Source organism: Acidobacteriota bacterium, from assembly GCA_030697165.1.
Lineage (GTDB): Bacteria > Acidobacteriota > Vicinamibacteria > Vicinamibacterales > UBA2999 > 12-FULL-67-14b.
In genome coordinates this window covers 80,558-105,398 of sequence record JAUYQQ010000009.1, presented here as the reverse complement: position 1 = coordinate 105,398, position 24,841 = coordinate 80,558, and the positions used below count along the sequence as shown (strand labels likewise).

The window sequence follows — 24,841 nt, the reverse complement described above, 5'->3', positions numbered from 1 at the left end:
GTCAGCGCCGGTCGTGCGGCATCGGGAACGGCTGGTTCAGCGCTTCAGGCGTGGGATGAACTTCGTGACGCCCTGCACGGGTCCCACCTCGCCGGCATAGACGTTGCCCTGCGCATCGACCGCGACGCCTTCGCCCATCGAGCCGTAACCGCCCATGCCCGAGGCCTGCCGCGAGACGTGCTCGGGCACGAAGTACCACACTTCGCCGGTGCGGGCGCTGCCGACGCGCAGGCCCTTGCGCCAGCCCGGGTTGTAGTTGTCGTCCGACTCCGAGTCGATCGCATAGAGCGTGTCGTTGCGATCGATGAACAGCCCGCTGATGCGGCTGAACTGGTACCAGGTGTCGAGGTGCTTGCCCTCCTGGTCGAAAATCTGGATGCGGCGATTGCCGCGATCGGCGACGAACAGACGGCCCTTTGAATCCATGGCCAGCGAGTGCGGTCCGCGGAACTCGCTCGCGGCGTAGCCGTAGGCGCCGAAGGTCTTGATGAACTTGCCGTCGGCCGAGAACTTCGAGATTCGGCCCACCGCATTGGGCGCATCCTGGTCGAGGAACTGCGCGTTGTGCGCCTCGGCGACGAAGATGCTGCCGTCGGGGGCAATCAACACGTCGTTGGGCTCGGTGAAGTGCGTCGGCGGGCTGCCCGCCTCACCGGGCGTGCCAAGCGTGAGCAGCACCTTGCCTTGCGGGCTGAACTTGACGACGGTGTGACCCTTGCCCTTGGCATCGGGGAACTGCTTCAACTCCGCGGCGGTCGCGGAGCGCGCATCGACCACCCACACGTTGCCCTGCCGATCGACGTCCATGCCGTGTGGCCACAGGATGACGCCCGCGCCAAAGCTCTGGACCACCTTGCCGCTGGGATCCATCTTGACGATCGGATTCACGGTCGAGCCGGCGCAGGAATTGGCGCCGCAGCGATCGCCCGCCCAGATGTGCTTGCCGTCGGGATCGACGTGGATGGCGCTGACCGAGCCCCAAGCCCGGCCGTCAGGGAGCGTGCCGAAGTTGCGCACGGTCTCGTACGGATTCGGCAGGTTGTTGATCGGGGCGACCTTCGCGTGCTCGGGTGGCCCGGACGCACCGCGCGGTGGCGCGGGTGGTTTCGCCGGCGCCTGGCTGAGAAGGCTGACGCTCGCGACGGCGAGCAGGGCAGTGCTGAGAAAAGCGGCAGAAGGTCGGCGAGTCGGAATCATCGGGCGGCTCCCTTTCAGTGGAAGACCGATTGTCGTGGCAACGCGTTGCCGAAGCAAGCCGGTGATGTTTGTTCCTGATGAGCTGGTTCGACCGACTGCGACTGGACTTTGGCCACGGCCTGGTACGAAATAGGGTTAGATGAAAAACCTTGCGACTGTGCTCGTAGTCGACGACTACGAAGACGCCCTTGAGGCCACGGCGTTGATTCTCGAACGTGGTGGTTTTAACGTCGCGAAAACGCTCAATGGCCGCCAGGCCCTCGAAGTCGTCAAGCAGCTCCGCCCCGATCTGATCCTGCTGGACGTGATGCTGCCCGACATCTCCGGGTTGGAGGTGCTTCGGCAGATTCGAGCCGATCCGGACATCGCCGACAGCCCGGTCATCCTGTTTAGCGCGCGGGCGACCGGCTCCGAGGAGCAGGCCGGGGGACTCGATGCCGGTGCGGACGGCTATCTCACCAAGCCGGTAGCCCCGGCGGAACTGCTGGCGCGCGTCCGCGCACAGGTTCGGCACCGCGAACTCACCGAGGCGCTGCGGGCCAGCGAAGCCCGCTATCGTGACCTCGTCGAAACCTCCCACGATCTGATCTGGGCCGTCGATGCCGAAGGGCGGATCACGTTCCTGAACCAGGCCTGTCGCAAGATCTACGGGCGTGAACCCGAGGAGATGGTCGGACGCTCATTCCTTGACTTCATCCCCCCTGGGCAGGCCGAGCGCGACTCGGCGATCTTCGCCGAGGCTCTGCAGTCCGGCCGCGACACCCTCGGTTACACCAGCCGCGTTTACGCCAAGGATGGGCGGGAGGTGACGCTGAGCGCCAATGCCCGCATCATTCGCGATGCGCAGGGACGGGTGGTGGGCTCCACCGGCATCTCGCGCGATATCACGGAGCAGCTCAAGTCCGAGGACACCGCGCGCAGCCAGACCGCGCTGCTGCGAATTGCTGGCGACGCCGCGCGGCTGGGCGGATGGTCCCTGCAGGTTCCCGACCTCGCCATCACGTGGTCTGATGTCACGCGGGCCATTCACGAGGTGCCCCCTGGCCATACCCCCGGCCTGCAGGAAGCGATCGAGTTCTACGATGAGGCCGACCGTCCCGCGGTGGCTCGGGCAGTGGAGCGGTGTGTTCAGGAAGGCATCCCGTTCGACTTCGAGAGCGTCGTCATCACCGCGAAGGGACGCCGGATCTGGGTGCGCGCGATTGGCGAGGCGGTGCGCGACGACGCCGGCCGAATCAGCCGGATCCAGGGCGCGTTCCAGGACATCACCGACCGTAAGCGAATGGAGCGGCACTTCCTGCGGGCACAACGGCTCGAGAGTCTCGGCACGCTGGCCGGCGGCATTGCTCACGATCTCAACAACGCACTGGCGCCGGTGTTGATGTCGATTGAGATCCTGAAAGAGGACGAGGCGGATCCTGCCAAGCTCGAGACGCTGGGCATCCTCGAGTCCAGCGTGAAGCGGAGTGCCGACATGGTCCGGCAGGTGCTCTCGTTCGCGAAGGGCACCGAGGGGTCCTGGGCGACCATCAATGTCCTGACCGTCGTGCGTGACGTCGAGAAGATTGCCGCCGATACTTTTCCGAAGAATATTGGCTTCGCGGTGAAGGTTGAGTCGGAGCCGTGGCCCATCAGGGCCGACCCGACACAGCTTCACCAGGTGCTGATCAATCTGTGCCTGAACGCGCGAGACGCCATGCCCAATGGCGGGCGCCTCAGCGTCACGATCAAGAACGTCAGCATCGACGAGATCTACGCTGGCATGAATCCGGACGCACGGCCAGGTCCCTACGTGGTCTTGCGAGTGGAAGACACGGGGATGGGGATGCGGCCCGAGGTGCTGGACCGCATCTTCGAGCCCTTCTACACCACTAAAGATTCAGGCCGGGGCACCGGTCTCGGCCTGGCGACGGCACACTCCATCGTCCAGGGGCATGGCGGGTACATTCACGTGTACAGCGAGAAGGACCGGGGCTCGACCTTCAAGGTCTATCTGCCGGCAGAGACGACCGCCGAGGCCGTAGAGGGAGCGGCCGTCGCCCAGACCGCGCTCCCGCGCGGACATGGCGAAGTGATTCTGGTGGTCGACGACGAGCAGCATATTCGGCTGATCGCGGAGAAGGTGTTGACCCGCTTCGGTTACCGGGTGCGCCTGGCCAGCAACGGTGCCGAAGGCGTCTCCACGTACGTCTCTCACCAGAGTGAGATCGCCGCCGTGCTGACCGACATGGCCATGCCGGTGATGGACGGCCCCGCCCTGATCGTGGCGCTCAAGGCCATCAATCCGGCGGTGCTGATTATTGGTTCGAGTGGCCTCGACGCCAACGGGCTCGTGGCGAAGGCGGTGGCGGCAGGTGCGCAGAGCTTCGTGCCGAAACCCTACACCGCCGAGGCGCTGTTGAACGCCCTGGCCTCGCTATTCAATCGAGCCCGCTAGTGGGCGCCGAGTCGCAACCTACCGCGGCCCGCCGCTCGCTGTGGCCAGCGTCGCCCGTGCCGGCGAGACCGCCGGCGCGGTGTTCACGGCGCGCTCGATGGTCCGCGCGGCCTTGCCGGGCGCGGTCGGCGTCAGCTGAGCGTCGAGAATGGCGACGTAGTGGACCTGGCCGGCGACGCTTTCGATCTCGAGTGTGTTGGCGAGCGCTTGGCTAGGGGAGACGCGCTTGACCTCCCACAACTCCAGGTGCCACTCGTAGTCCGCCGACTGGAAGGCCAGCAACCCGTCGGCGATGGTCAGCCGGCCGAAGCCACGGCCGGTCAGGGACGCTTCGTCAGCGGAGGCTGCCATCCACACACCCCGTGGTGAGGTGGACGATTGGGCCTGCGCCACGAGCGGCATGGCGAGCAGGACGACGGCTACGACCACTTTGACGATCCACTGGGAGCGATTGTTTTTGCTCATGCCCCTTCGTAGAGCAATTGAGCTGCCACTTTGGACACCCAACCAGTTCGCGTCAGGAAGGTCGAAAACAGGCTTTTTGGTAGTGTATTTGAGGATTATCTGGCATTACAAAAATGTCACCCAAACGACAATAGTGACAATATTACCAAAATAGAACACTAAGGCAGGAAAAAGACCAGATTCTTGGCGCTAAATATATATAAATAAAACGTTTATAGTTAAATGTTCCGTTTAAACACACTGTCGCGTGATTCAGAACGTGCCGAACCGTGAAGTCAGCCGAGCAGCGCGAGCCCGGCCAGGGTCTTGAGGTCGACAATCTCGCCCGACGTCACCATGGCGCGGGCCTCGGCGACGGTGAAGGTCCGCGGCTCGATCTCCTCGTCCTCGTCCTTGCGGACCGTTGAATCGGGCGCCGGCGGCCGCAGCTCCTCGCACAGGCAGTAGGTCATCTCTTCGTCGCAGAACCCCGGCGTCGGGAAGTAGCCGCCGAGCCGCGTCACGCGGGCCGGTGCCAGGCCGATCTCCTCTTCGCACTCCCTGGCCGCGGCCGCCGCCGGATCCTCTCCTGGCTTCAGCGTGCCCGCCGGCAGTTCCCAGATGTAGCGGTCGATCGCGTAGCGGTACTGGCGGATCAAAATGATCGTGCCGGGCGATGGCACCGGCAACAGCACCACCGAGCCGGGATGGCGGACGATTTCCATGTCGATCGTGTGTCCGCCGGGCAGGATGACGCGGTCGATCTCGAATCGGAAGATTCGCCCTTCGTAGATGAGCGTCCGGGACAGCCGCTTGGCCGTCAATAGCTGACCCCGAGCTTCTTTAGCGCCGCATCGGGACAGCCGTTCCAGCGCGCCACCGAGCGGTTGCCCAGGTACTGCAGGTCGTCAATGCCCATGCGCGTTGTCCAGAAGCCGCTGGCGGTGAGATCGCGGAAGCTGTTGAAGAACGCCACGCCGTGCGCCAGTTCTGGCCGTGCCTTCGCCGGCCAGGCGATGTCGTCGAGCACCGACGTTCGCTCGGCGTCGGTGCAGTTCATGAACGTCTTGTCGAAGCGCTGCTGGCAGGTGACGTCCAGCCACGCCAGCCCGCCGCGCATGGCGATCTGACGCTCGGGTTGGTCGAGCATCATGAAGTCCATGAACTCCGGTACTCCGGCGTCGCTGGCGCTCCCTGATCGCTCGTCCTTCGGGATGATGATGTCGGCGAGCGTGCCCACCAGCCGGTACTCGGCGGCGGTAAAGAAAGCCGGGACGAACGGCTTGGCCGTGGTGGCCGCGCGCGCCGCCTGGGCGGCAGCGCCGGCTTGCGAGGCCTCGGCCTCGGTCCATGTGAAGCCGGCGGCCGGGGCGGCCAGCAGCAACTTGAGGACGTCACGCCGTTTCATATCACGCCCGCCTTTCGCTGTTCGGCGATGTACTCACCCGTGCGCATGGCGAGGGCCAGGATCGTCCAGGTCGGGTTTTTATCGGCCTGCGACACGAACGGCCCGCCATCGGCCACGAACACGTTCTTCACATCGTGTGCCTGGCAGTGACGGTTGAGCACCGACCGTGACGGGTCGTTGCCCATGCGCGTCACGCCCAGCTCGTGGATGATGCGTCCGCCCGCCAGGATGCCGTAGCCGTTCTCGCGCGAGGGCATCGGCGTGAGCGGCGTGCCGCCCATCTCGTGGATGATCGCGCGGAACGTCTCCTGCATGTGTTTCACCTGCTTGTGCTCGTGGTCGCTCCACTTGAAGTGGAATCGCAGCACCGGGATGCCCCAGCGATCGACCACCGACGGATCGATCTCGCAGAAGGTGGCGTCGTTCGGTACCATCTCGCCGCGGCCGGCGAAGTTCACCGTCGAGCCGTAGAACCGGCGGTAGTCGTCCTTCAACTGCTTGCCGTAACCGCCCCCGCCGGCGCCGTAACGATGAATATTGCCCATCACACCAAAGCCGGGCATGCGGCGTCCGCCGCCAAGCTCGATGTGGTACCCGCGCGGGAAGTCTAGCTTCGTGTTGTCGAGCCACCACGGCATGTAGAGGTGCGCGCCGCTCGCGCCATCTTCATTGTGCGGAACGCCCTCCATCATGGCGGGGATATGTCCAGACACGCCGGTGCCGGTCGTGTCGGTCAGGTACTTGCCGACGGTCCCGCTCGAATTGGCCAGCCCGTGCGGGAACTTCGCCGACTTCGAATTGAGCAGCAGCCGCGCTGATTCGCACGCGCTGGCGGCCAGCACGACGATGCGGCCGCGGACGTGGTTCTCGCGCCCGGTGGTCTTGTCGATGTAGCTGACCCCGTTGGCGAGGCCCGCCTCGTCCACGGTCACCTCGCGCGCCATCGCGTTGCTCGTGATCGTGAGCCGCCCGGTCGCGAGGGCCGGGGGCAGCAGCACCGACGGCGACGAGAAATTGGCGTGCGACGAGCAGCCGCGGCCGCACTGGCCGCAGTAATGGCACGCCGGCCGGCCGTTCAAGGGCTGCGTGAGAATCGACAGCCGGTTGGCGATGCAAGTGATGTTCAGCTTGTCGGCGGCGCGCTTGATCAGCAGCTCCCAGCATCGCGGGCGCGGCGCCGGTTGGAACACGCCATCTGGGTGGTTGGGCAGGCCTTCATTCGAGCCGAAGATCCCGACCAGCCGATCGACGTTGTCGTAGTAAGGCTTCAGGTCTTCGTAGCTGATCGGCCAATCGTCGCCGAGGCCGTCGATGCTCTTGCGGCGAAAATCATCCGGACCAAACCGCAGCGAGATGCGGCCCCAGTGATTGGTGCGGCCGCCCAGCATGCGCGTCCGGAACCAGTCGAACTGGTCCCCCGGCGCCGAGGTGTAGGGCTCGCCCTCGAGCGTCCACCCGCCCAGGCCCGCGTCGAACTCGCCAAACTGGCGGGCTGGAATGGCCGCGCCGCGGCGCGGCGAGGAGTAGGGCCACGCCATCATCTTGGCGTCAGTGCGCGCGTCCCACATGACGCCAGCCTCGAGCATCATCACATTCGCCCCGGCCTCGGTCAGCACCTTGGCAGCCATGCCGCCACCGGCGCCCGAGCCGATAATGACGACGTCGTATATCGTGCGATTGCGGATGACCTGCATGATGGTGGCGGCGATTGTAGCCTGTAGAATGCACCGCACGGAATCACCGAAACACGGAAACCGGAAAACATTCTTCCAAGAAGTGGTCCGTGTTCCCGTGATTCGGTGTTTCCGTGTGACGCATTTGAGCTACCTTCTGCTCGATCGGCAAGCGAAAGGGACCCCATGATCTCGAGACGCGACTTCGTCACGAAAGCCGCCGCCACCACCGCCGCCGTCACCATCGTGCCTCGGCACGTGCTCGGGCGCGGCTTCACGGCTCCCAGCGATCGCCTCAACATTGCCGGCATCGGCGTCGGCGGCATGGGCCGGACCAACCTGCTCAACCTCGGCCTCGACAACAACATCGTCGCCTTGTGCGACGTGGACTGGGGACACGCCGGGCCGCAGTGGACCGCCGCCTCGTTCGAGGGCGCGCTCACGCGCGAGCAGGATCGGCTGGACAAGGCCGAGCTCACACCAGAGGCTCGCAAGAACAGCGAGCATCGCGTCGGATCGCTCAAGCGGATCCTGGCCGAGGACCTGCCGAAGCAGAAGCGCTACACCGACTATCGCCTGATGTTCGAGCAGCAGAAGGACATCGACGCGGTCGTCGTCGCGACACCCGACCACATGCACGCCGCGATCGCCATGGCCGCGCTCGATCTCGACAAGCACGTCTACGTGCAGAAGCCGCTCTGCTGGTCGGTCGATGAGGCCCGCAAGCTGGCGCGCAAGGCGCGGCAAACGCCAAAGGCCGTCACGCAGATGGGCAACCAGGGCCATTCGTGGGATGACGGCCGCAAGGCGGTGGAGTGGGTGCAGTCGGGCGCGATCGGCGACGTGACCGAGGTGCACGTGTGGACCAACCGGCCGCTGTCGTACTGGCCGCAGGGCATTCCCCGGCCGGAGCCGCGGCGAATCTCGAACGACCTGCGCTGGAACATGTCCGGTGTCTCCGCGCGACTGGCGAACGCTATGGGCATTTATTCAGTGCCCGACACGCTGAACTGGGACCTCTTCCTCGGGCCTGCGCCGCAAGTCGAGTACCACCCGGTGTATCACCCGTTCAACTGGCGCGGCTGGGTCGACTGGGGTGCCGGAGCGCTGGGCGACATGGGCGCGCACCTGATCGATCACGCTTACTGGGCGCTCGACTTGGGTTACCCCACGTCGATCGAGACCGTCTCGACGCCGTTCGACAAGGCGTGCTTCCCGACGGCCACGAGCACCTTTTACGAGTTCCCGGCGCGCGGCGCGAAGCCGGCGGTCAAGCTGACATGGTACGACGGCGGCATGTTCCCGCCGACCCCGCCCGAGTTCGCCGAGGGCGAGAAGCTCAACGCCGAAGGCGGCGCGATTATGGTCGGCACCAAGGGCAAGGTGATCTACAACACCTATGGCCTGCGGTCCCGGCTCTTGCCGGATTCGCTGGCACAGTCGGTTGGCGATCCGCCGCAGACGCTGCCGCGCATCACCACCAGCCACGAGGTGAACTGGTCAAACGCCTGCAAGGGCGACGGCCAGGTGTCATGCCCGTTTGAGTACGCGGCGAAGCTGACCGAAGTGATGCTGCTCGGAGTAGTGTCGCTACGGGCCGGCGCGAAAATCCACTACGACGCCGCGAACATGCGGGTCACGAACTCGCGCGAGGCGAATGACTTCCTGAAGCGAGAGTACCGGCGCGGCTGGTCGCTATAGCCAGAGTTGAAACTTGAAAGTTGATAGTTGGTAGTTAGGGAAGCGCCTTGATTTTCAGGTTGCGGTAGGAGACCGCGTCGCCGTGATCCTGAAGAGCGATGTAGCCGACCTTGGTGCGGCCGTACGGCGGGATCTTGCCGAACTTGCTCGCCTTAACGCGGGCTTCCCAGTCGGCGCTGCCGATCTCGTACTCGACCACCTTCACGCCGTTCAGCCAATGTTCGACGTGATTGCCGCGAACGAGCAAACGCCCCTCGTTCCATTCACCGACCGGCTTGGTCACGTCCTTCACGGGAGGGTTGACGGCGTAGTTGGAGCCGGCCGAGGTGATGGGGTTCTTCCCGTCGGCGTGGCCCTGGTTGTGCAGGATCTGATACTCGGGCCCGGTGTGCCAGGGATATGGCTCGGTGGTGGCGATGCGGTAGATGATGCCGCTGTTGCCCTTTTCCGGCACCTTCCACTCGAAGCGCATCTCGAAGTCGCCGTACTGCGCGACGGTCATCAGGTCGCCGCCGGCGCCGGTGCGCGTCAGCACACCGTCGGCCGCGGTCCAGCCGGACGGCACCGTCTCGGTCTTGTAGCCGCGCCACCCGGCGAGCGACGTGCCGTCAAACATCAGCTTCCAGCCCTCGGCCTTCTCAGCCGCTGTCAAAGACGCGGGCGATTGCGCGCTCACGCTCGACACCAGGACCACGCCAACCGCCAGGATTGTTCGCAGCATTCGCGGATTATACGCCGAGCGCCCGCCGGCAATAGGCGAGGCACTTGCCGACCTCCTCGATCGAATCGCCGCCCTTGTACTCGTATTCGATGTTGGCCGGAATCGGCCAGTCCTGCTCCTGCAGGAGCTTCAACACCGGCACGATCGGCGTGTCGCCCGCGCCGAACTCGACGTTTGGGCCCTGGTCGCGCTTGCGGTCCTTGAGGTGGAGCGTGGTGATGCGCTCGTGGTGCGCCGACAGGAACGCGACCGCGTCTTCGTTGGCGGCGGTGAAGTGGCCAATGTCGAGGTTGACGGCGATGAACGGACCCTGTGCGAGCGCCCCGGTCAGGCTGGCCACCGTCGCGAACTCGTTGTCGTCGATGCGCGAGTGGTTGTGCACCGCCACCAGCATCTGCTGGCGCGTGGCAGCCGGGGCGATCCGCGCCACCGTGGCGACGTTCGAGGACGAGGTGATCGAGGGCGCGCCGAGGGCCCGCGCCATCTCGAAGCCGCGCTCGATCTCGGCGTCTGAGAAGTCATCGCGGAAGCTGATGTTGTAGGCCGACAGGGTGATCGACGCCTTGGCCAGTTGTTCGCGCACGCGGTGAAAGAAGTCGATCTCCACCGTTTCGCGCCATTGCCGCATCTCGTCGCGGGTAATGCGGCGCGGCTCCAGGTGCCCCTGCCATAACTCGCAACTGGTGAGTCCCAGCTTCTGCATGCCGGCAATCGCATCCTCGAGGGATCGGTCGCGAAAGCTGTAGCTCTGCACGCCGATCGTCACGGGGCGCGAGCCGCGGCAGGCCACCAGCAGGCCGCCGGCCGCCGCCAGCCCAAAGGCGCGCCGGGTCAGCGCCTGGCCGGCACCGGGATGTACGACTGCAGGTTTTGTGGTTTCCACGCAATCACCCGTTCCTCTTCCGCGCTCATGTAGCACGTCATCAGCAGCTCGCTCACCTCGCAGCCGGCGTGAAAGCCAAGCTCGGGCTGCACGCCGTCGAGGAACCAGCGGGTGAACGCGCGGTTCTCGTTCTCGTAGCCGTACTCGGCGGCCTCGTTGCCGACGATCGGCATCAGGCCCTGCTCGGCGTTTTGCTTCTCGACCAGGTCTTCGCCGGCCTGCTGCTCGCGCAGCCGGCGCGAGAAGAACAGCTTGGTGCCGCCGTCGAGGGTATTCACCGACATCGAGTACTCCGGGCCCAGCAGCTCCATCGACAGCTTCAAGCCCGCGCCCACGTAGCTCCACGACGTGGTGGCTTCGACGATCAGCGGCGTGCCGGCCTCGTCCACGTAGGTCACGCTGGCGCGGGCGAAGTCCTCGGCGGGCGTGCGCGCGTAATCCACCTGGCTGGTCATGGTGCTGCTGAGCAGCGACGCGTACTCGGGCCGCGACCACTTGAGCGACGCGATCTGCGCCGAGATCTTCACCGGGGTAATGCTGTCGCGCGGGGCGCCGGGCTTGGTCAGCAGGTAGCGTCCCACCTCCAGGCTGTGGCACATCATGTCGTTCAACACGCCGCCGCCCTGCAGGTCGCCCTGCCAGAACCACGGCATGTGCGGGCCGCTGTGCTCTTCGGCAGCGCGGGCCAGGTACGGCCGCCCGGCGGTGGCAGCGCCGCGCTCCCAGATGATCTGCTTGCCGCGCTCGAGGCTGGGGGCGAACAACTGGTTCTCGAGGTAGCCGTGCAGCAGGCCGGCCTCCTCCACCAGTTCGACCATGCGCCTGGCCTCGGCGGCGTTGCGGCCGAGCGGCTTTTCGCACGCCACCGCCTTGAGCTTCGCGCCGTTCTTGATTGCGGCGACGATGCGTTCCATGTTCTCGACGCGCGCGAAGTTGGGGCCGCATAGCCAAATGGCATCGATCGACTCGTCGGCCACCATCGCCTCGATCGAGTCGAACGCGCGGGCGTCGCCGACCCTCAGCGAGCGGGCCAGCGCCGCGGCGTCTTCGGCGTTAGCCCGGGTCGGGCTGTAGATGCCGCGAATGTCGGCGTCGCGCACCGCCTCCCACGACCGGATGTGAAAGCGGGTCATGAACCCGCTGCCGATGAACCCAACCCCCAGCCTGCCCGCCATCTGACGCTCCTCGCTGTTCTCTTTCCGCGGGTCACACTATAGTGCAGCCTAGTCATGCCTGCCTCCTCGACCCGCCTCGCCGTGATGATGTTCCTGGAGTACCTGATCTGGGGCTCCTGGCTTCCCCTGCTGGCGCTGTACCTGGGCGACGTGCTCGGATTTACCGGCGGGCAGATCGGCTGGATTTTCGCCACCCAGGCCATCGCCTGTTTAGCCGGCCTCTACTTTGGCGGCCAGATCGCCGACCGCCTGCTGTCGACCGAGAAGCTGCTGGCCGTGCTGCACCTGGTCGGCGGCACGGCGATGTTCGCGCTCGCCTACCAGCGCGACTTCTGGTCGTTCTTCATCGTCATGCTGATCTACCAGTTGGCCTACATGCCGACCATGTCGCTGACGAACGCGATTTGCTTCCATCACATCAAGGACGCCCAGCGCGACTTCGGGAAGGTGCGGCTGTGGGGGACCATCGGCTGGATTGCCGCCAGCTGGCCGTTCGTGTTCATTCTGGCCGGCAAGACCGGGCCCGATCTGCACGCCGCCCTCGCCAGCATCTTCACCGTCGCCGGGCTGGCGTCGATCGCGCTCGCCGCGTTCTCGTTGCTGCTGCCGCACACGCCGCCGGCCCGCCGCGAAGGCGCCGCCAGCGCGCCGATCGAGGCGCTGAAGCTCCTGCGCGACCCGGCGATGGCGGTGTTGTTCGTGGCGACGCTGATGGACGCGCTCGTGCACCAGGCGTACTTCCAATGGACCAGCCCGTTCCTGCAGCAGGCGGGTCTCGCCGAGAACTGGATCATGCCGGCGATGAGCGTGGGCCAGATCGCCGAGATTGCCTCGATGGCGATCCTCGGCTGGGCGCTGGCACGCCTCGGGTGGAAGTGGACCATGACGCTTGGCGTGCTGGCCCATGCGGCGCGCTTCCTCGTGTTCGCCATCGGCGATCCGCTGTGGCTCATGGTCGCCATCAACGTCGTCCATGGCATGTGCTACGCGTTCTTCTTCGCGGCGGTCTACATCTTCGTGGACGAGCGTTGCCCCCGAGACGCGCGCGCCAGCGCGCAGGGCCTGTTCAACCTGGTGATCCTCGGCGTGGGACCGTTCGCGGGCAGCTTGTTGTGGGGGTGGCTGGGCGACGTCTTCCGGTTGGCCGACGGCTCCGTGGACTTCACGCGGCTGTTCCTGGGACCGGCCGCACTGGCCTTTGCGGCCGCCCTGCTATTGGTGATCGGCTTCAGGCCGCAAGGTCCGGCTAAAGCCGGACACCACATCTGATCGTCTAGTCGTCGTCTTCGTCTTCGTCCAGATCGTGGTGTGTCTCTTCCGCGATCGAGACCCGCGCGAACACCGTCTCGCGGATCTCCGGCGGCGCCAGCTCGTAGGCAATCGCCTCGAGGTCGTCTGGGATCGGCGCGGTGAACTCCATGCGCTCTTTGGTCCGCGGATGCGTGATCACCAGCCGCTCGGCATGCAGGAACGGCCGTGCCAGCCGGGTTACGGCCTTCAGCGGATGCGGCACGCGGCGATGCACGCCGCCATAGAGCGAGTCGCCGACGATGGGGTGGCCGATGGCGCTCAGGTGGACGCGAATCTGGTGGGTGCGGCCGGTGTGAATGGCGACCCGCAACAGCGTGACGCCCTGCAGATCGCGAGACCACGTGACCCGGGTAATGGCCTCGCGCGATCGGCTCGCCCGGGTTGACATCTTGATGCGGTTCTTGGGGTCGCGGCCAATGCGGGCGTTGATGCGCTTGCGCTGCTGCACCAGGCCCCACGCCAGCGCCACGTATTCCTTCTCGACCTCGCGATCGTGGAACTGCCGCGTCAACTCGCGGTGCGCGTCGTCATTTTTCGCGACCACCATCACGCCCGACGTGCCCTTGTCGAGGCGATGGACTATGCCCGGGCGAATCTCGCCGCCGATGCCGCTAAGGTCTTTCACGTGGTGGAGCAGGGCGTTGACCAGCGTGCCCGAGGGATTCCCCGCCGCGGGATGCACCACCATGCCGGCCGGCTTGTTCACCACGACGATGTCCACATCGTCATAGAGGATCTCGATGGGGAGATCTTCCGCCTGCGCCGCCGCCGGCGTCGGCTCGGGCAGCGCCACCGTGAGCACGTCTCCCTCGCGGATATCGGAGTTTGGCTTCGCGGCAGCGTAGCGGGAATGCGTGACGTGGCCGCTCTCGATCAGCCGCTGGATCTGAGAACGCGAGTAATCCGGGATTTCGCCGGCGAGAAAGCGATCGAGGCGGTCACCGCGATTGTCTTCCTCGGCCGTGAACGTCATTTGCCGGGTCGCCGGCGCCGCGGCGGTCTTGACCGCCCGCGCGGCTACGGCGGCGGCCTTCTTGTCGGCGCCCGTCCTGCGAGGTTTATTGCGGTCCCGCGTGCCTGGACCCTTGCCCTGGCTCATGTGAACCGGGGCTTGCGTGGGCCGTGGGACGTGTCGGCCGCCACCGGCGCCGCCGGGCGATTGGCCCGGCTCAGGTACCACAGCATCACCAGGCTAAGCGGTCCGAGCACCACCGAGATGAACTGCGACGTGGACAGCATGTCGAGGACCAGGCCGCGGTCGTCGCCGCGGAAGAACTCGATGATGAAGCGCAGTACCGAGTACAGGAACGCGAAGCTCCAGAACGTGCGCCCCGGGAACGACCCCGGCCGCTTCTCGAGCGCCAGCAGCGCGACCAGGATCACCAGGCCGGCCGCCGATTCGTACAGCTGGGTCGGGTGCAGCGCGACGTTGAGCGGCGTGCCGACGTTGAAGTTGGCGGCCGGGTCGGTGAACGTGATGGCCCAGGCCACCTCGGTCGGCTTGCCGTAGCAGCAGCCGGCCGCCAGGCAGCCGAGCCGGCCGACCATGTAGCCGAGCGCAATGCCTGGGGCGAACAGGTCGCCCGAGGTCCACAGCGGCAGCCGGTGCTTCCGCAGCAGGTAGATGCAGACGAGAATGGCGGCAATCAGGCCGCCGTAAAACACGCCGCCCGAGCGTAGCAGCGTCGTGAACTCGTCCCAGCTGCTGGTGAAGTGCTCGAAATCGACGACGAACAGCAACAGCTTGGCGCCAACCAGGGCGGCGATGATCACCCAGATGCCCAGATCCATGATCCGGTTGCCGTCATAGCCGGCGGCCTTCGCCCGCCTGACGGCCAACCACAAGCCGGCGAGGTAGGCGGCGGCCAGCAGCACGCCGTACGAGTAGATGGTGATCGCTCCGGCGCTAAACAGGATTGGATGCACGTCTGCCTACTCCAAGAATGTCGAGAATCATGAAAATCACGCCGATGGTGATGGCCGCGTCGGCGACGTTAAAGGCCCAGAAGTGCCAGCCGTTCCAATAGGCGTCCACGAAGTCGAGCACGTAGCCGTCTTTCGCGCGGTCGATCAGGTTGCCGATGGCCCCCCCCAGCACGCCGGCAATGCCGATGCGAGCCAGCCGATCGGCAAGCGGTACGGTAGCAGCGTACCATGCGACCCCGCCCAAGGCGATCAGGGCGACCAGCGACAGCACCACGGCCTTGAACGGGAAATCCGCCGCGTTCAGCATGCCGAAGGCGGCGCCGGTGTTGTGCACGCGCGTGAAGTCGACGTAGCCCGGAATGACCACCACGCTTTCATGCAGCGCCAGCGCCGGGCGGACGAGCGCCTTGGTGATCTGATCAAGGACCACCACGACCATGGTGATATAAATTTCCAGCTTTCGTGACGCCAGCACGTTAGAGGCTCACCGGTTCGGCCAATGCCTCGACGCAACGTGGGCAAAGGCCGGCGCGATCGGGGTCCTGGCTCAGGTCCGGCACGTAGCGCCAGCAGCGGTCGCACTTCGCTCCCTCGGCCTTCGCTACGTCGACCCGAGGGCCTCCGTCTGGCTTGGGGCTTGGGCCTTGGGGCTTGAGCTCGACTTCCGAAACGCCAAACAGCGTCGGCAGAAACTCTCGGTAGCTCTCCAGCAACGCCGCGGTTGCGCCGTCCTGCTCCACGATCACCCGTGCCGACAGGTTGGCGCCAATGGTCTTGTCCTTGCGCTTCTCTTCGAGCTGCAGGTTGACCTGGTCGCGCACCGCGGCGAGCGCCGCCCACCGTTCGATCAACGCGGCGTCCTTCCACTGCGCCAGCTCGCCAGGGAACAGCGCCATGTGCACCGACGCCTCCCGTTCCCCCGGCAGCATCCGCCACAACTCGTCCATGGTCACCGACAGGATCGGCGCCAGCAGCCGCGCCAGACCGTCGACGATGATGAACATCGCGGTCTGTCCCGAGCGGCGGGCTTCCGACTTGGCGCCCAGGGTGTACATCCGGTCCTTGGTCACGTCGATGTAGAACGCGCTCAGGTCCACGGTGATCAGCTGGCTGGCGACCTGGAAGATCTGCGGGTAGTCGTAGTCGTCGTAGGCCTTGACGATGCGTTCGGCCGCGTCGGCGTACTTGGCCAGCGCCCAGCGATCGACCTCCTGCAGGCGTGCGTTCGGCACGCGATCGTCCTTGGGATCGAAATCGTAGAGGTTGGCCACCAGCACGCGGATGACGTTGCGGATCTTGCGGTACGCCTCGACCGTGCGCGCCAGCACTTCCTTGCCGACGCGGATGTCTTCGCGGTAGTCGACCATCGACGCCCATAACCGCAGGACCTCGGAGCCGCTCTGCTTGATGATGTCCTGTGGCGCCACGGTGTTGCCCAGGGACTTCGACATCTTGCGGCCCTGGTCGTCCATCACGAAGCCGTGCGTCAGCACCTGGTTGAACGGCGCGCGGCCGCGCGTGCCGATGCCGACCAGCAGCGAGCTGTGGAACCAGCCGCGATGCTGGTCGCTGCCCTCGAGGTAGAGGTCGGCCGGCCACTGGAGATCGGCGCGGAACGGCAGCACCGCCTCGTGGCTGGAGCCCGAGTCGAACCACACGTCCAGGATGTTGTTCTCGCGATCGAAGGCCGTGCCGCCGCACTCGCTGCAGGTCATGCCCGCGGGCACGAATTCCTCGAGGGGCCGTTCGTACCACGCGTCGGCGCCGTAGACGTCGAACACCGCCGCCGCCTTGTCGACCAGGGCCTTGGTCAGTACCGCGTGGCCGCACTTGACGCAATCCATCGCCGGGATCGGCACGCCCCACACGCGCTGCCGCGAGATGCACCAGTCGGGGCGGTTGGCGATCATGCCCTCGATGCGGGCCTGCCCCCACGACGGGATCCACCGGGTGTCGTTGATCGCCTTCAGCGCGCGCTCGCGCAGGTGCTTCGCGTCCATGGCGATGAACCACTGGGCGGTGGCGAGGAAGATCACCGGGTTGTGGCAGCGCCAGCAGTGCGGGTACGAGTGCTCGAAGTCTTCGCGCGACCACAGGTGGCCCCGCTCCTTGAGCGCAGCTTCGACCTTCGGGTTCGCATCCCACACCTTGAGACCGGCAAAGAGCTCAACCGACTCGTTGTAGTGTCCGCCCGGGTCGAGCGGCGCGTAGATCTCGAGGCCGTATTTGACGCCGGTGTGATAGTCGTCCGCGCCGTGTCCGGGAGCGGTGTGCACCGCGCCGGTGCCGGCTTCGAGCGTGACGTAATCGCCGAGCACGCCGAGCGAGTCGCGCGCGTACAACGGGTGACGGAAGACCAGGCGCTCCATGACGCTGCCGGGGAACGTGGCGACCAGCTTGTCGAACGACTTGCCGACCTTCTCTGAAACAGCCTTCGCCAGGTCCTTCGCGACGATCACACCCTTGCCGTCGACGTCGTACAGGCCGTATTCGAACTCGGGATGGAACGCGATCGCCAGGTTGCTGGGAATGGTCCACGGCGTCGTTGTCCAAATGAGGACGGAGATCGCTTGGAGAGCAAACGCTTTAGCGTCCGCTGAGCCAGCGACGGCTAAAGCCGTCGCTCTCCAAACGTCGGGATCCACCATCGGGAACTCGACGTAGATCGAGGGCGAGGTGTGCGGCTCGTACTCGACTTCGGCCTCGGCCAGCGCGGTGCGGCAATGCGTGCACCAGTGCACCGGCTTCTTGCCCTTGTAGACCATGTCCTGCTCGACGAACTTGCCGAGCGCGCGGACGATGGCCGCCTGATAGGGGTGGTTCATCGTCTTGTAGGGCTCGCCCCACTCGCCAATCACGCCCAGGCGCTTGAACTCATCGCGCTGGATGTCGAGGTATTTGGCCGCGTACGCCTGGCATTCGCGGCGAAAATCCGCCGTGCTCATCTGCCGCTTCTTCGGGCCGAGCTCGCGGTCGACGCGCAACTCGATCGGCAGGCCGTGGCAGTCCCAGCCCGGGACGTAGGGCGCGTCGAAGCCCATCATGTTGTGCGACTTGACGACCAGGTCCTTCAGGATCTTGTTGAGCGCATGGCCGATGTGAATGTTGCCGTTGGCGTACGGGGGGCCGTCATGCAGCAGGAACTTCTTGGCCCCCTTGCGCGCCTGTCGAATCTGCCCGTACAGGTCCATCGCGTCCCAGCGGGCCACGGTCTCGGGTTCGGTCGTCTGCAGGTTGGCCTTCATCGAGAAGGACGTCCGGGGCAGGTTGCACGTATCTTTCCAATCGGCCATGTCGTTCCTCCTATTGTACTGTGGAGGAACGACTTGGCCGGGCCGGGAGGCGCTCCTTGTCGGGAAGGCAACTCTGGCCGGGAGGTTATCAGTGTCGGGAGTGCGCGAAACGGTGCTGGATAACGGCTTGAAGGTCCTCGTCCAGGAGGTCCATACCGCCCCGCTGGCGTCGGTCTGGTGCTGGTACAAGGTCGGCTCGAAGGACGAGACGCCGGGCATCACCGGGGTGTCCCACTGGTGCGAGCACATGAACTTCAAGGGCACCCGCAACATTCCCCGGGACCAGGTGAAGGGCATCATCGAGAAGTTCGGCGGTAGCTGGAACGGCTATACCTGGATCGACCAGACGACCTACCTGGAGACCGCATCGAAGGACGCGCTCGACCGCATGCTGTTCATCGAAGCCGAGCGCATGGACGCCTGTCTCTACGACCCGGACGATTGCGAGTCGGAGCGCACCGTCATCATCTCGGAACTGCAAGGCGGTGAGAACGACCCCGAGCAGCTGCTCGACACCGAGGTCAACGCCACCGCCTTCAAGGTGCACCCGTATCGCCACCCGACCATCGGCTGGTTGTCCGACCTGCAGACGATGACGCGCGACGATCTGTACGGTCATTACCGCCGGTACTACGTCCCCTCGAACGCCACCCTCGTGGTGGTCGGCGACGTGGACACGGACGATGTGCTCAAGCGGATCGAAGCGCACTTCGGCGGCATTGCCGCAGGCGCTCGTCCGGCGCGCGTGCGCCAGGTGGAGCCTGAACAGCAGGCCGAACGCCGCGTGGTGCTGCGCAAGGAAGGCACCACCGCGTACTGGAAGGCCTCGTTTCATGCCCCGGCGTTCGCCGATGACGCGTTTTTCCCGTTGCTGGTGGCCGACGCGGTGCTGAATGGCGCCGGGGGCCTGAACATCTGGTCGGGTGGCGGCGTGTCGCGCCCACAGCGAAGTGCCCGGTTGTATCGCGCGCTGGTCGATGGCGGCCTGGCCTCGAGCGTGAGCGGCGCCCTGATGCCGACCGAGCATCCGTACTTGTATTCCCTGAGCGTCAGTGTCGCCGAGGGCAAGCCGCTCGCCGCGATCGAAGAGACGGTGCTGACGGAGGTGGCTCGCCTGCTGCACGACGGCATCACGGACGCGGAGTTCACCAAGGTCAACGCGCAATTGCGCGCGCGGTTCGTCTACGACACCGACAGCGTGACCGACATCGCCCATCAACTGGGTTACTTCGAGACGATTGGCGCGTGGCAGTACTATCGCGACCTGCGCGCCCGGCTCGACGCCGTCACCCCTGAGGCCGTGCATGCCGCGGCGGTGAAGTACCTGACGCCCGCCAACCGCACCATTGGCTGGTTCGAGCCGGTGGTCGAGTAATGGCGCTCAATCCCAAGCGGACCGTTCTCGATAACGGCGTCACGGTGATCGCGAAGGCGAACCACACCACGCCTGCCGTCAGCCTGGTGGTCGGCGTGCGCGCCGGCGCCTATGCCGACCCGCCCGACCGCGAAGGCGTGGCGGCGCTGTGCGCCCGCGTCCTCGACCGGGGGACCGTGACGCGGCCGGCCGAGGTCATTGCCGACGACCTCGATGGCCGCGGCGCCTCCCTGTCGGTCGTGACCGGCCGCCACCAGATGGCCATCAGCGCCACCTGCCTGTCGGATGATTTCGGTGCCGTGCTGACCCTGGCCGCCGACATTGCCCGCCATCCGGCGTTTCCGGACGACGAAGTGAACACGCGGCGCGCGGACCTGATCACCGCGATCCGCCAGGCTGAGGATGATCCGGCGCCGATGGCCGTCGATGCTTTCGCGCGTGCGCTCTACGGGTCGCATCCATACAGCCGCAAGGTGCGCGGCAGCGTCACCAGCGTGGAGGGAATTCGCCGGCAGGACCTGGTGCGGTTCTACCAGAAGGGCTTTCAACCGCCGGCCATCACCGTGGTCGTGGTGGGCGACGTGGCCGAGGACGCGGCGACCGCCGCCATCGCCAAGGCGTTTGGCGACTGGTCCGCCTCCGCCAAGGCTTCCACCTCCGCCCAGGCTACGGCGGACAAGCCGGCGGGACAAGGGCTGCCGACCGACGTGGTCGTGCCCGACGGACGGCTTGTGCCCGATGCCGTGGCGCCGACCGAGCGCCGATTGGTGACGGTGCCGATGATGAACAAGGCGCAGGCCGACCTGGCGTACGGGTTTGTCGGCATTCGTCGCTCGCACCCCGACTACATCACGTATTCGGTGATGAACAACGCGCTTGGCCAGTACGCCATCGGCGGCCGGTTGGGCGACAGCATTCGCGAGCGGCAGGGGATGGCGTACTACGTGTTCAGCTCGCTCGAGGCGAGCCTCGGTGCGGGCCCGTTCACGATTCGCGCCGGCGTGTCGGCCGACAACGTCGAGCGCGCCATTCGGTCGATCGATGCGGAACTCGCCGCGGTCGTGCAGTCCGGCTTTACCGCGCAGGAGATCGACGAATCGAAGAGCTACCTGGTGGGTTCGTTGCCGCGGCAGCTCGAGACCAACGCGGCGATCGCGTCGTTTCTGCTGAACGCCGATTTCTTCGACCTGGGCCTGGATTACGACGAGCGCGTGCCCGGCCTGGTGCAGGCGGTCACGCTCGAGGCCGCGAGCGACGCCGCGCGCCAGTTGCTCGATCCGGCGCGCGCCACGATCGCCGTCGCAGGGCCATGGAACCACGAAGCACGCGAAGATCACGAAGACCAATCCATCAAGAAGACTTCGTGACCATCGTGTCCTTCGTGGTTAAGAAATGATCCGCGCTGTCTTCTTTGACGTCGACTTCACGCTGATCTATCCCGGTCCGACATTCCAGGCCGAGGGCTACCGGCAGGCCTGCGCCACCGGCGGCATCGAGGTCGATCCCGCGCGTTTCGATCAGGCGACCGCCGCCTCGTCGTTCATCCTGGACGAGGTCGAAGAGCAGATCTACAACCACGATCTGTTCATCCACTACACCGCCTCGATCATCGAGCACATGGGCGGCCGCGGGCCGAAGGTGGTGGAGGTGGCGCGACAAATTTACGAGCAGTGGGCCGTGAACCACCACTTCGAGATGTATGACGATGCGGCGCCGGTGCTGAAGGGGTTACAGGAGCGTGGCCTGAAGGTGGGGGTGATCTCGAATTCACACCGCTGCCTCGACGCGTTCCGCGAACATTTCTCGCTGAACGGGCTCATCCACGTCTCGGTCTCGTCGTCTGCTCACGGCTACATGAAGCCGCACCGCAGCATCTTCGATGCGGCGCTGGAGCGCGCGGGCGTGTCGGCGGGCGAATCCATGATGGTCGGCGACAGCTTGAAGCACGATGTCGAGGGCGCGCTCAAGGCCGGCATGCAGGCCGTGCTGCTGCGCCGATCCGGCGAGGTGCCGGCGGGGTTGCCGCCAAATGTCGCGGTGATACAAACGCTTTTACAACTGACGGACGTTCTGTGACGACTGACATTCGTATTCGGCACCTCACCACCATCGACGAGTTCCGGCAGGTGGTCGCCCTCGAGCAGGCCATCTGGGGCTACACCGACCTCGGCGACATCGTCACCGTCCCGGTCTTCATCTTCACCGTCAAGCGCGGCGCCACCTTGATCGGCGCCTTCGATCGTGACCACATGGTTGGCTTTGCCTATGCCGTGGTCGGCATGAAGGACGGCCGGCCGATGATGTGGTCGCACATGGCCGGCGTGCTGCCCGAGTACCGCGGCGGCCTCGGATTCCAGTTGAAGCTCGAGCAGCGCGCGCGGGCGCTGGCGCAAGGCTACGAGCTCATCGAGTGGACGTTCGACCCCATGCAGGCGATGAACGCGCACTTCAACTTCGCCAAGCTGGGCGGCGTGGTGGAGGAGTATGCCGAGAATTTCTACGGCGAGTCCACCAGCGCCCTGCACCGCGGCACGCCGACCGATCGCCTGATTGTCAGTTGGCGAATCGGCGAGCCCCACGTTGCTCGCCGGCTGGAACAAACCCCGGGGCTGCGCGCCGTGTCTCATGAAGTAGGGATGGCCCCGGTGGTGAACGTCACGGCCCTGGACGACGGCTGGCGCGAGGTCAAGAGCATCGACTTGACGGTGGCCGAACGGCGCCTGTGGATCGAGATCCCCACCGGCTTCACGCAAATGCAGCAGCAAGCGCCCGAACGGGCGCTGCAGTGGCGGTTGCACGTACGGCAGATGTTCCAGGAGTACTTCGCCAGGGGGTACCGCGCGGTGGACTTCGTGCTCCAGCGAGAGGCCGGCTTCGGCCGCTATCTGCTGGCGAGAAAAGACTAGCCGGGCGGCCAGGCCAGGGTGCGTCCGCCGAGCAGGTGCAGGTGGATGTGGAACACCGTCTGGCCGGCCTGGGCGTTGCAGTTGAAGACGGTTCGATAGCCAGGACCGTCGAACCCTTTCTCCTTCGCAATCGCGGCCGCTCGTCGCACCATCGTCCCCACCAGCCCATCGTCTGCGGCCGCCAGGTCGTTCAGTGTCGGGATGTGGCGCTTCGGCACGATCAGCACGTGGGTCGGCGCTTGCGGATTGATGTCATTGAAGGCGATCAACTGATCGTCTTCGTAGACTTTCGACGCGGGAATGTCGCCCGCGATGATCTTGCAGAACAAGCAGCTCATGGGGGATATGGTGCCATAGGGGGCCTAGGGTGCCTAGGGTGCCTAAGGTGCCTAAGGTGCAGTTCGTTGGGCGACGACGATGCGGGGGATTGACTGGAGGTCGGGGCTGATGCGCACCAACGTGAGATCTGGTGTCGCCTGGACCAGCGAGCGTACCATTTCTGATTGGCCGAAGCCAATCTCCATCAGTAGCATTCCGCCGGGGACGAGCCGCGTCGCGGCGCACGACAGGATCGCGCGCACATCGCCAAGCCCATCGGGCCCGGCGGTCAGCGCCGAGCGGGGTTCGAAGTCGTGGACCTCGGGCGCCAGGTCCGCGTACTCCGCGTCGGTTACGTACGGCGGGTTCGACACGATCAGGTCGAACGGACCGGTGACGCCGTCCAGGTACGGCGTTTCGCGAAATGCGATGCGGTCGGCCACACCGTGACGCTGTGCATTGCCGCGTGCGACCTCCAGCGCCGGCGCCGAGATGTCGGTGGCCACCACCTGCGCGCGCGGGAACTCGGCGGCCAGCGTCACCGCCAGGCAGCCGCTGCCGGTGCCGATGTCGGCGACCGTGACAAACGCCAGCGACAGCGCTTCCTCGATGATGAGCTCGGTCTCGGGTCGAGGAATCAGCACCGCCGGCGACACCAGGAAGTCGCGGTTCCAGAACTCCTGGTGGCCGGTGATGTAGGCGGTCGGCTCGCGCCGCGTCCGCCGCTCGATGGCGGCGCCGTAAGCGGCGGCGAACGTGTCGGGAGGCGACTCGAGGTCGCGGGCGTGGATCGTCGCCCGATCCCAACCGAGCGTGTGCATGGCCAGGAACAGCGCGTCTCGTGCGGCCTCGGCCGGCTCGATGCCGGCCGCCACCAGGAGGCCTTTCGCCGCGGTGAGGTGTTGTCTGAGCGTCACTGCCCCGACTGGGTGACTTCGCGCAGTTTCTCGGCGGTGTAGAAGGTGCTGAGGGCGTCGATCAGTTCGTCGAGATAGCCGTCCATGACGTCGTGCAATTGATGGGAGGTGAAGTTGATCCGGTGATCGGTGACGCGGCTCTGCGGGAAGTTGTAGGTGCGCACCTTTTCGGAGCGGTCGCCGGTGCCGACCTGGCTCTTGCGGTCCTTGGCAATCGCATCGTGCTGTTTCTGCATTTCCGCGTCGTAGAGACGGCTGCGCAGCACCTTCATGGCCTTGGCGCGGTTTTTCACCTGCGATTTCTCGTCCTGCTGCGAGACCACCGTGCCGGTGGGGATGTGGGTGATGCGCACGGCCGAGTAGGTGGTGTTGACGCTCTGGCCGCCAGGACCGCTCGAGCAGAACGTGTCGATGCGGAGGTCCTTCTCCTGGATCACGATGTCGACTTCGTCGGCTTCCGGCAGCACCGCGACGGTGGCCGCCGAGGTATGAATGCGGCCGCTGGCTTCGGTGGCCGGCACGCGCTGCACGCGGTGCACGCCGCTTTCGTACTTCAGCTTGCTGTAAGCGCCCTTGCCCTCGATGGCGACGACCACGTCCTTGACGCCGCCCTTGTCGGCTTCGCTCAGCGACATCAGCTCGACTTTCCAGCGCTGACGCTCGGCGTAACGAACGTAGGCACGGTACAACTCGCTGGCGAACAGCGCCGCTTCCTCGCCGCCGGTGCCGGCACGTATCTCCACCATCACGTTGCGATCGTCGTTGGGGTCCTTGGGGACCAGCAGGATCTTGATCTGGTCCGACAGCCGTTCCTTGCGGACGTTGAGGTCGTTCAGCTCTTCGAGGGCGAGGTCGCGCATCTCGGGGTCGCCGCCCTTGATCATCTCTTCGGTGCCGGCGATCTCCTGCGACACCGCCTTGTAGTCGCGGTACCTCTGGACGAGCTCCTCGATCTCCGCGAGCGCTTTTGACTGCTTGCGGAATTCGTTGGCATCGCTCTGCACGGCGGTCGTGCCAAGCGACGCCATCAGCTCCTCGTACTTGCCCTCAACGGTTTCGAGCTTGTCGAACAAAACACAATCCTTTCGGTAGCCAGTAGCCAGTAGCCAGTAGCCAGTAGCCAGTAGCCAGTAGTCAGTAGCCAGAAGTACCGAGG

The 24,841-nt window shown here is 65.6% G+C and carries 22 protein-coding genes; 7 read left to right on the top strand and 15 right to left on the bottom strand.

The features are described 5' to 3' along the window. Positions 1 to 36: 36 nt before the first annotated feature. Positions 37 to 1,197: a peptidyl-alpha-hydroxyglycine alpha-amidating lyase family protein gene (locus Q8T13_08800; protein ID MDP3717844.1), complete on the bottom strand. Its 1,161-nt coding sequence runs from the start codon at positions 1,195 to 1,197 to the stop codon at positions 37 to 39. Positions 1,198 to 1,336: 139 nt separating this feature from the next. Here Q8T13_08800 and Q8T13_08795 point away from each other — a divergent pair, with 139 nt between their 5' ends. Beyond that, the gene (locus Q8T13_08795; GenBank protein MDP3717843.1) at positions 1,337 to 3,634 is read left to right on the top strand and encodes a response regulator; all 2,298 of its coding nucleotides are present in this window, start codon (positions 1,337 to 1,339) and stop codon (positions 3,632 to 3,634) included. An 18-nt stretch (positions 3,635 to 3,652) separates the two neighbouring features. Here Q8T13_08795 and Q8T13_08790 read toward each other — a convergent pair whose 3' ends face one another. The 4 genes from Q8T13_08790 to Q8T13_08775 form a co-directional block, all read right to left on the bottom strand. Then, positions 3,653 to 4,099, bottom strand: a complete 447-nt coding sequence (locus tag Q8T13_08790) for a hypothetical protein (protein MDP3717842.1) — start codon at positions 4,097 to 4,099, stop codon at positions 3,653 to 3,655. A gap of 275 nt (positions 4,100 to 4,374) precedes the next feature. Next, the gene (locus Q8T13_08785; protein ID MDP3717841.1) at positions 4,375 to 4,902 is read right to left on the bottom strand and encodes an NUDIX hydrolase; all 528 of its coding nucleotides are present in this window, start codon (positions 4,900 to 4,902) and stop codon (positions 4,375 to 4,377) included. After that, a complete protein-coding gene (locus tag Q8T13_08780) occupies positions 4,899 to 5,486 on the bottom strand; it encodes a gluconate 2-dehydrogenase subunit 3 family protein (protein ID MDP3717840.1) in 588 nt (195 codons plus the stop codon). The genes Q8T13_08785 and Q8T13_08780 overlap by 4 nt, the downstream gene beginning before the upstream one ends. Continuing rightward, a complete protein-coding gene (locus tag Q8T13_08775; protein MDP3717839.1) occupies positions 5,483 to 7,180 on the bottom strand; it encodes a GMC family oxidoreductase in 1,698 nt (565 codons plus the stop codon). Before Q8T13_08775 ends, Q8T13_08780 begins: the two co-directional genes overlap by 4 nt. A gap of 165 nt (positions 7,181 to 7,345) precedes the next feature. Between Q8T13_08775 and Q8T13_08770 the strand changes: the two genes are divergently transcribed. Next, a complete protein-coding gene (locus Q8T13_08770) occupies positions 7,346 to 8,860 on the top strand; it encodes a Gfo/Idh/MocA family oxidoreductase (protein MDP3717838.1) in 1,515 nt (504 codons plus the stop codon). A gap of 34 nt (positions 8,861 to 8,894) precedes the next feature. On the opposite strand, the gene Q8T13_08765 is transcribed toward Q8T13_08770, so the two are convergent. Genes Q8T13_08765 through Q8T13_08755 form a run of 3 tightly spaced genes read right to left on the bottom strand, consistent with a single transcriptional unit; the run spans position 8,895 to position 11,639 of the window. After that, positions 8,895 to 9,581, bottom strand: coding sequence for a DUF1080 domain-containing protein (locus Q8T13_08765; GenBank protein MDP3717837.1), 687 nt, complete (start codon positions 9,579 to 9,581; stop codon positions 8,895 to 8,897). 7 nt (positions 9,582 to 9,588) lie between these two features. After that, positions 9,589 to 10,464 (bottom strand): TIM barrel protein, encoded by an 876-nt coding sequence (locus Q8T13_08760; GenBank protein ID MDP3717836.1) that lies wholly within the window; start codon positions 10,462 to 10,464, stop codon positions 9,589 to 9,591. Next, positions 10,413 to 11,639 (bottom strand): Gfo/Idh/MocA family oxidoreductase, encoded by a 1,227-nt coding sequence (locus tag Q8T13_08755; protein MDP3717835.1) that lies wholly within the window; start codon positions 11,637 to 11,639, stop codon positions 10,413 to 10,415. The genes Q8T13_08760 and Q8T13_08755 overlap by 52 nt, the downstream gene beginning before the upstream one ends. A gap of 54 nt (positions 11,640 to 11,693) precedes the next feature. Between Q8T13_08755 and Q8T13_08750 the strand changes: the two genes are divergently transcribed. Further along, positions 11,694 to 12,908: an MFS transporter gene (locus tag Q8T13_08750; GenBank protein ID MDP3717834.1), complete on the top strand. Its 1,215-nt coding sequence runs from the start codon at positions 11,694 to 11,696 to the stop codon at positions 12,906 to 12,908. 4 nt (positions 12,909 to 12,912) lie between these two features. Here Q8T13_08750 and Q8T13_08745 read toward each other — a convergent pair whose 3' ends face one another. From Q8T13_08745 to ileS, 4 genes are read right to left on the bottom strand one after another with little or no spacing between them, the layout of a single operon-like run. Continuing rightward, positions 12,913 to 14,049, bottom strand: a complete 1,137-nt coding sequence (locus Q8T13_08745) for an RluA family pseudouridine synthase (protein MDP3717833.1) — start codon at positions 14,047 to 14,049, stop codon at positions 12,913 to 12,915. Continuing rightward, entirely contained in the window at positions 14,046 to 14,876 is an 831-nt protein-coding gene (gene lgt, locus Q8T13_08740; protein MDP3717832.1) for a prolipoprotein diacylglyceryl transferase, read from the bottom strand. Before lgt ends, Q8T13_08745 begins: the two co-directional genes overlap by 4 nt. Then, on the bottom strand, positions 14,857 to 15,351 hold the full coding sequence (gene lspA / locus Q8T13_08735) for a signal peptidase II (protein MDP3717831.1): 495 nt from the start codon (positions 15,349 to 15,351) through the stop codon (positions 14,857 to 14,859). Before lspA ends, lgt begins: the two co-directional genes overlap by 20 nt. Position 15,352: 1 nt before the next feature. Continuing rightward, a complete protein-coding gene (gene ileS, locus Q8T13_08730) occupies positions 15,353 to 18,169 on the bottom strand; it encodes an isoleucine--tRNA ligase (protein ID MDP3717830.1) in 2,817 nt (938 codons plus the stop codon). 100 nt (positions 18,170 to 18,269) lie between these two features. Between ileS and Q8T13_08725 the strand changes: the two genes are divergently transcribed. From Q8T13_08725 to Q8T13_08710, 4 genes are read left to right on the top strand one after another with little or no spacing between them, the layout of a single operon-like run. Then, positions 18,270 to 19,544 (top strand): pitrilysin family protein, encoded by a 1,275-nt coding sequence (locus Q8T13_08725; GenBank protein ID MDP3717829.1) that lies wholly within the window; start codon positions 18,270 to 18,272, stop codon positions 19,542 to 19,544. Next, positions 19,544 to 20,911 carry a pitrilysin family protein gene (locus Q8T13_08720; protein MDP3717828.1) on the top strand — a complete coding sequence of 456 codons (1,368 nt, stop codon included), beginning with the start codon at positions 19,544 to 19,546 and terminating at the stop codon, positions 20,909 to 20,911. Before Q8T13_08725 ends, Q8T13_08720 begins: the two co-directional genes overlap by 1 nt. Positions 20,912 to 20,936: 25 nt before the next feature. Continuing rightward, the gene (locus Q8T13_08715) at positions 20,937 to 21,620 is read left to right on the top strand and encodes an HAD family hydrolase (protein MDP3717827.1); all 684 of its coding nucleotides are present in this window, start codon (positions 20,937 to 20,939) and stop codon (positions 21,618 to 21,620) included. Then, entirely contained in the window at positions 21,617 to 22,450 is an 834-nt protein-coding gene (locus Q8T13_08710; GenBank protein MDP3717826.1) for a hypothetical protein, read from the top strand. Before Q8T13_08715 ends, Q8T13_08710 begins: the two co-directional genes overlap by 4 nt. On the opposite strand, the gene Q8T13_08705 is transcribed toward Q8T13_08710, so the two are convergent. The 3 genes from Q8T13_08705 to prfA are packed head-to-tail and all read right to left on the bottom strand — an operon-like array spanning position 22,447 to position 24,758. Further along, positions 22,447 to 22,788, bottom strand: coding sequence for a histidine triad nucleotide-binding protein (locus Q8T13_08705; GenBank protein MDP3717825.1), 342 nt, complete (start codon positions 22,786 to 22,788; stop codon positions 22,447 to 22,449). The genes Q8T13_08710 and Q8T13_08705 overlap by 4 nt on opposite strands. Positions 22,789 to 22,839: 51 nt before the next feature. Further along, positions 22,840 to 23,685, bottom strand: coding sequence for a peptide chain release factor N(5)-glutamine methyltransferase (gene prmC, locus Q8T13_08700; protein ID MDP3717824.1), 846 nt, complete (start codon positions 23,683 to 23,685; stop codon positions 22,840 to 22,842). Further along, positions 23,682 to 24,758, bottom strand: coding sequence for a peptide chain release factor 1 (gene prfA / locus Q8T13_08695; protein MDP3717823.1), 1,077 nt, complete (start codon positions 24,756 to 24,758; stop codon positions 23,682 to 23,684). Before prfA ends, prmC begins: the two co-directional genes overlap by 4 nt. Positions 24,759 to 24,841: the final 83 nt, after the last annotated feature.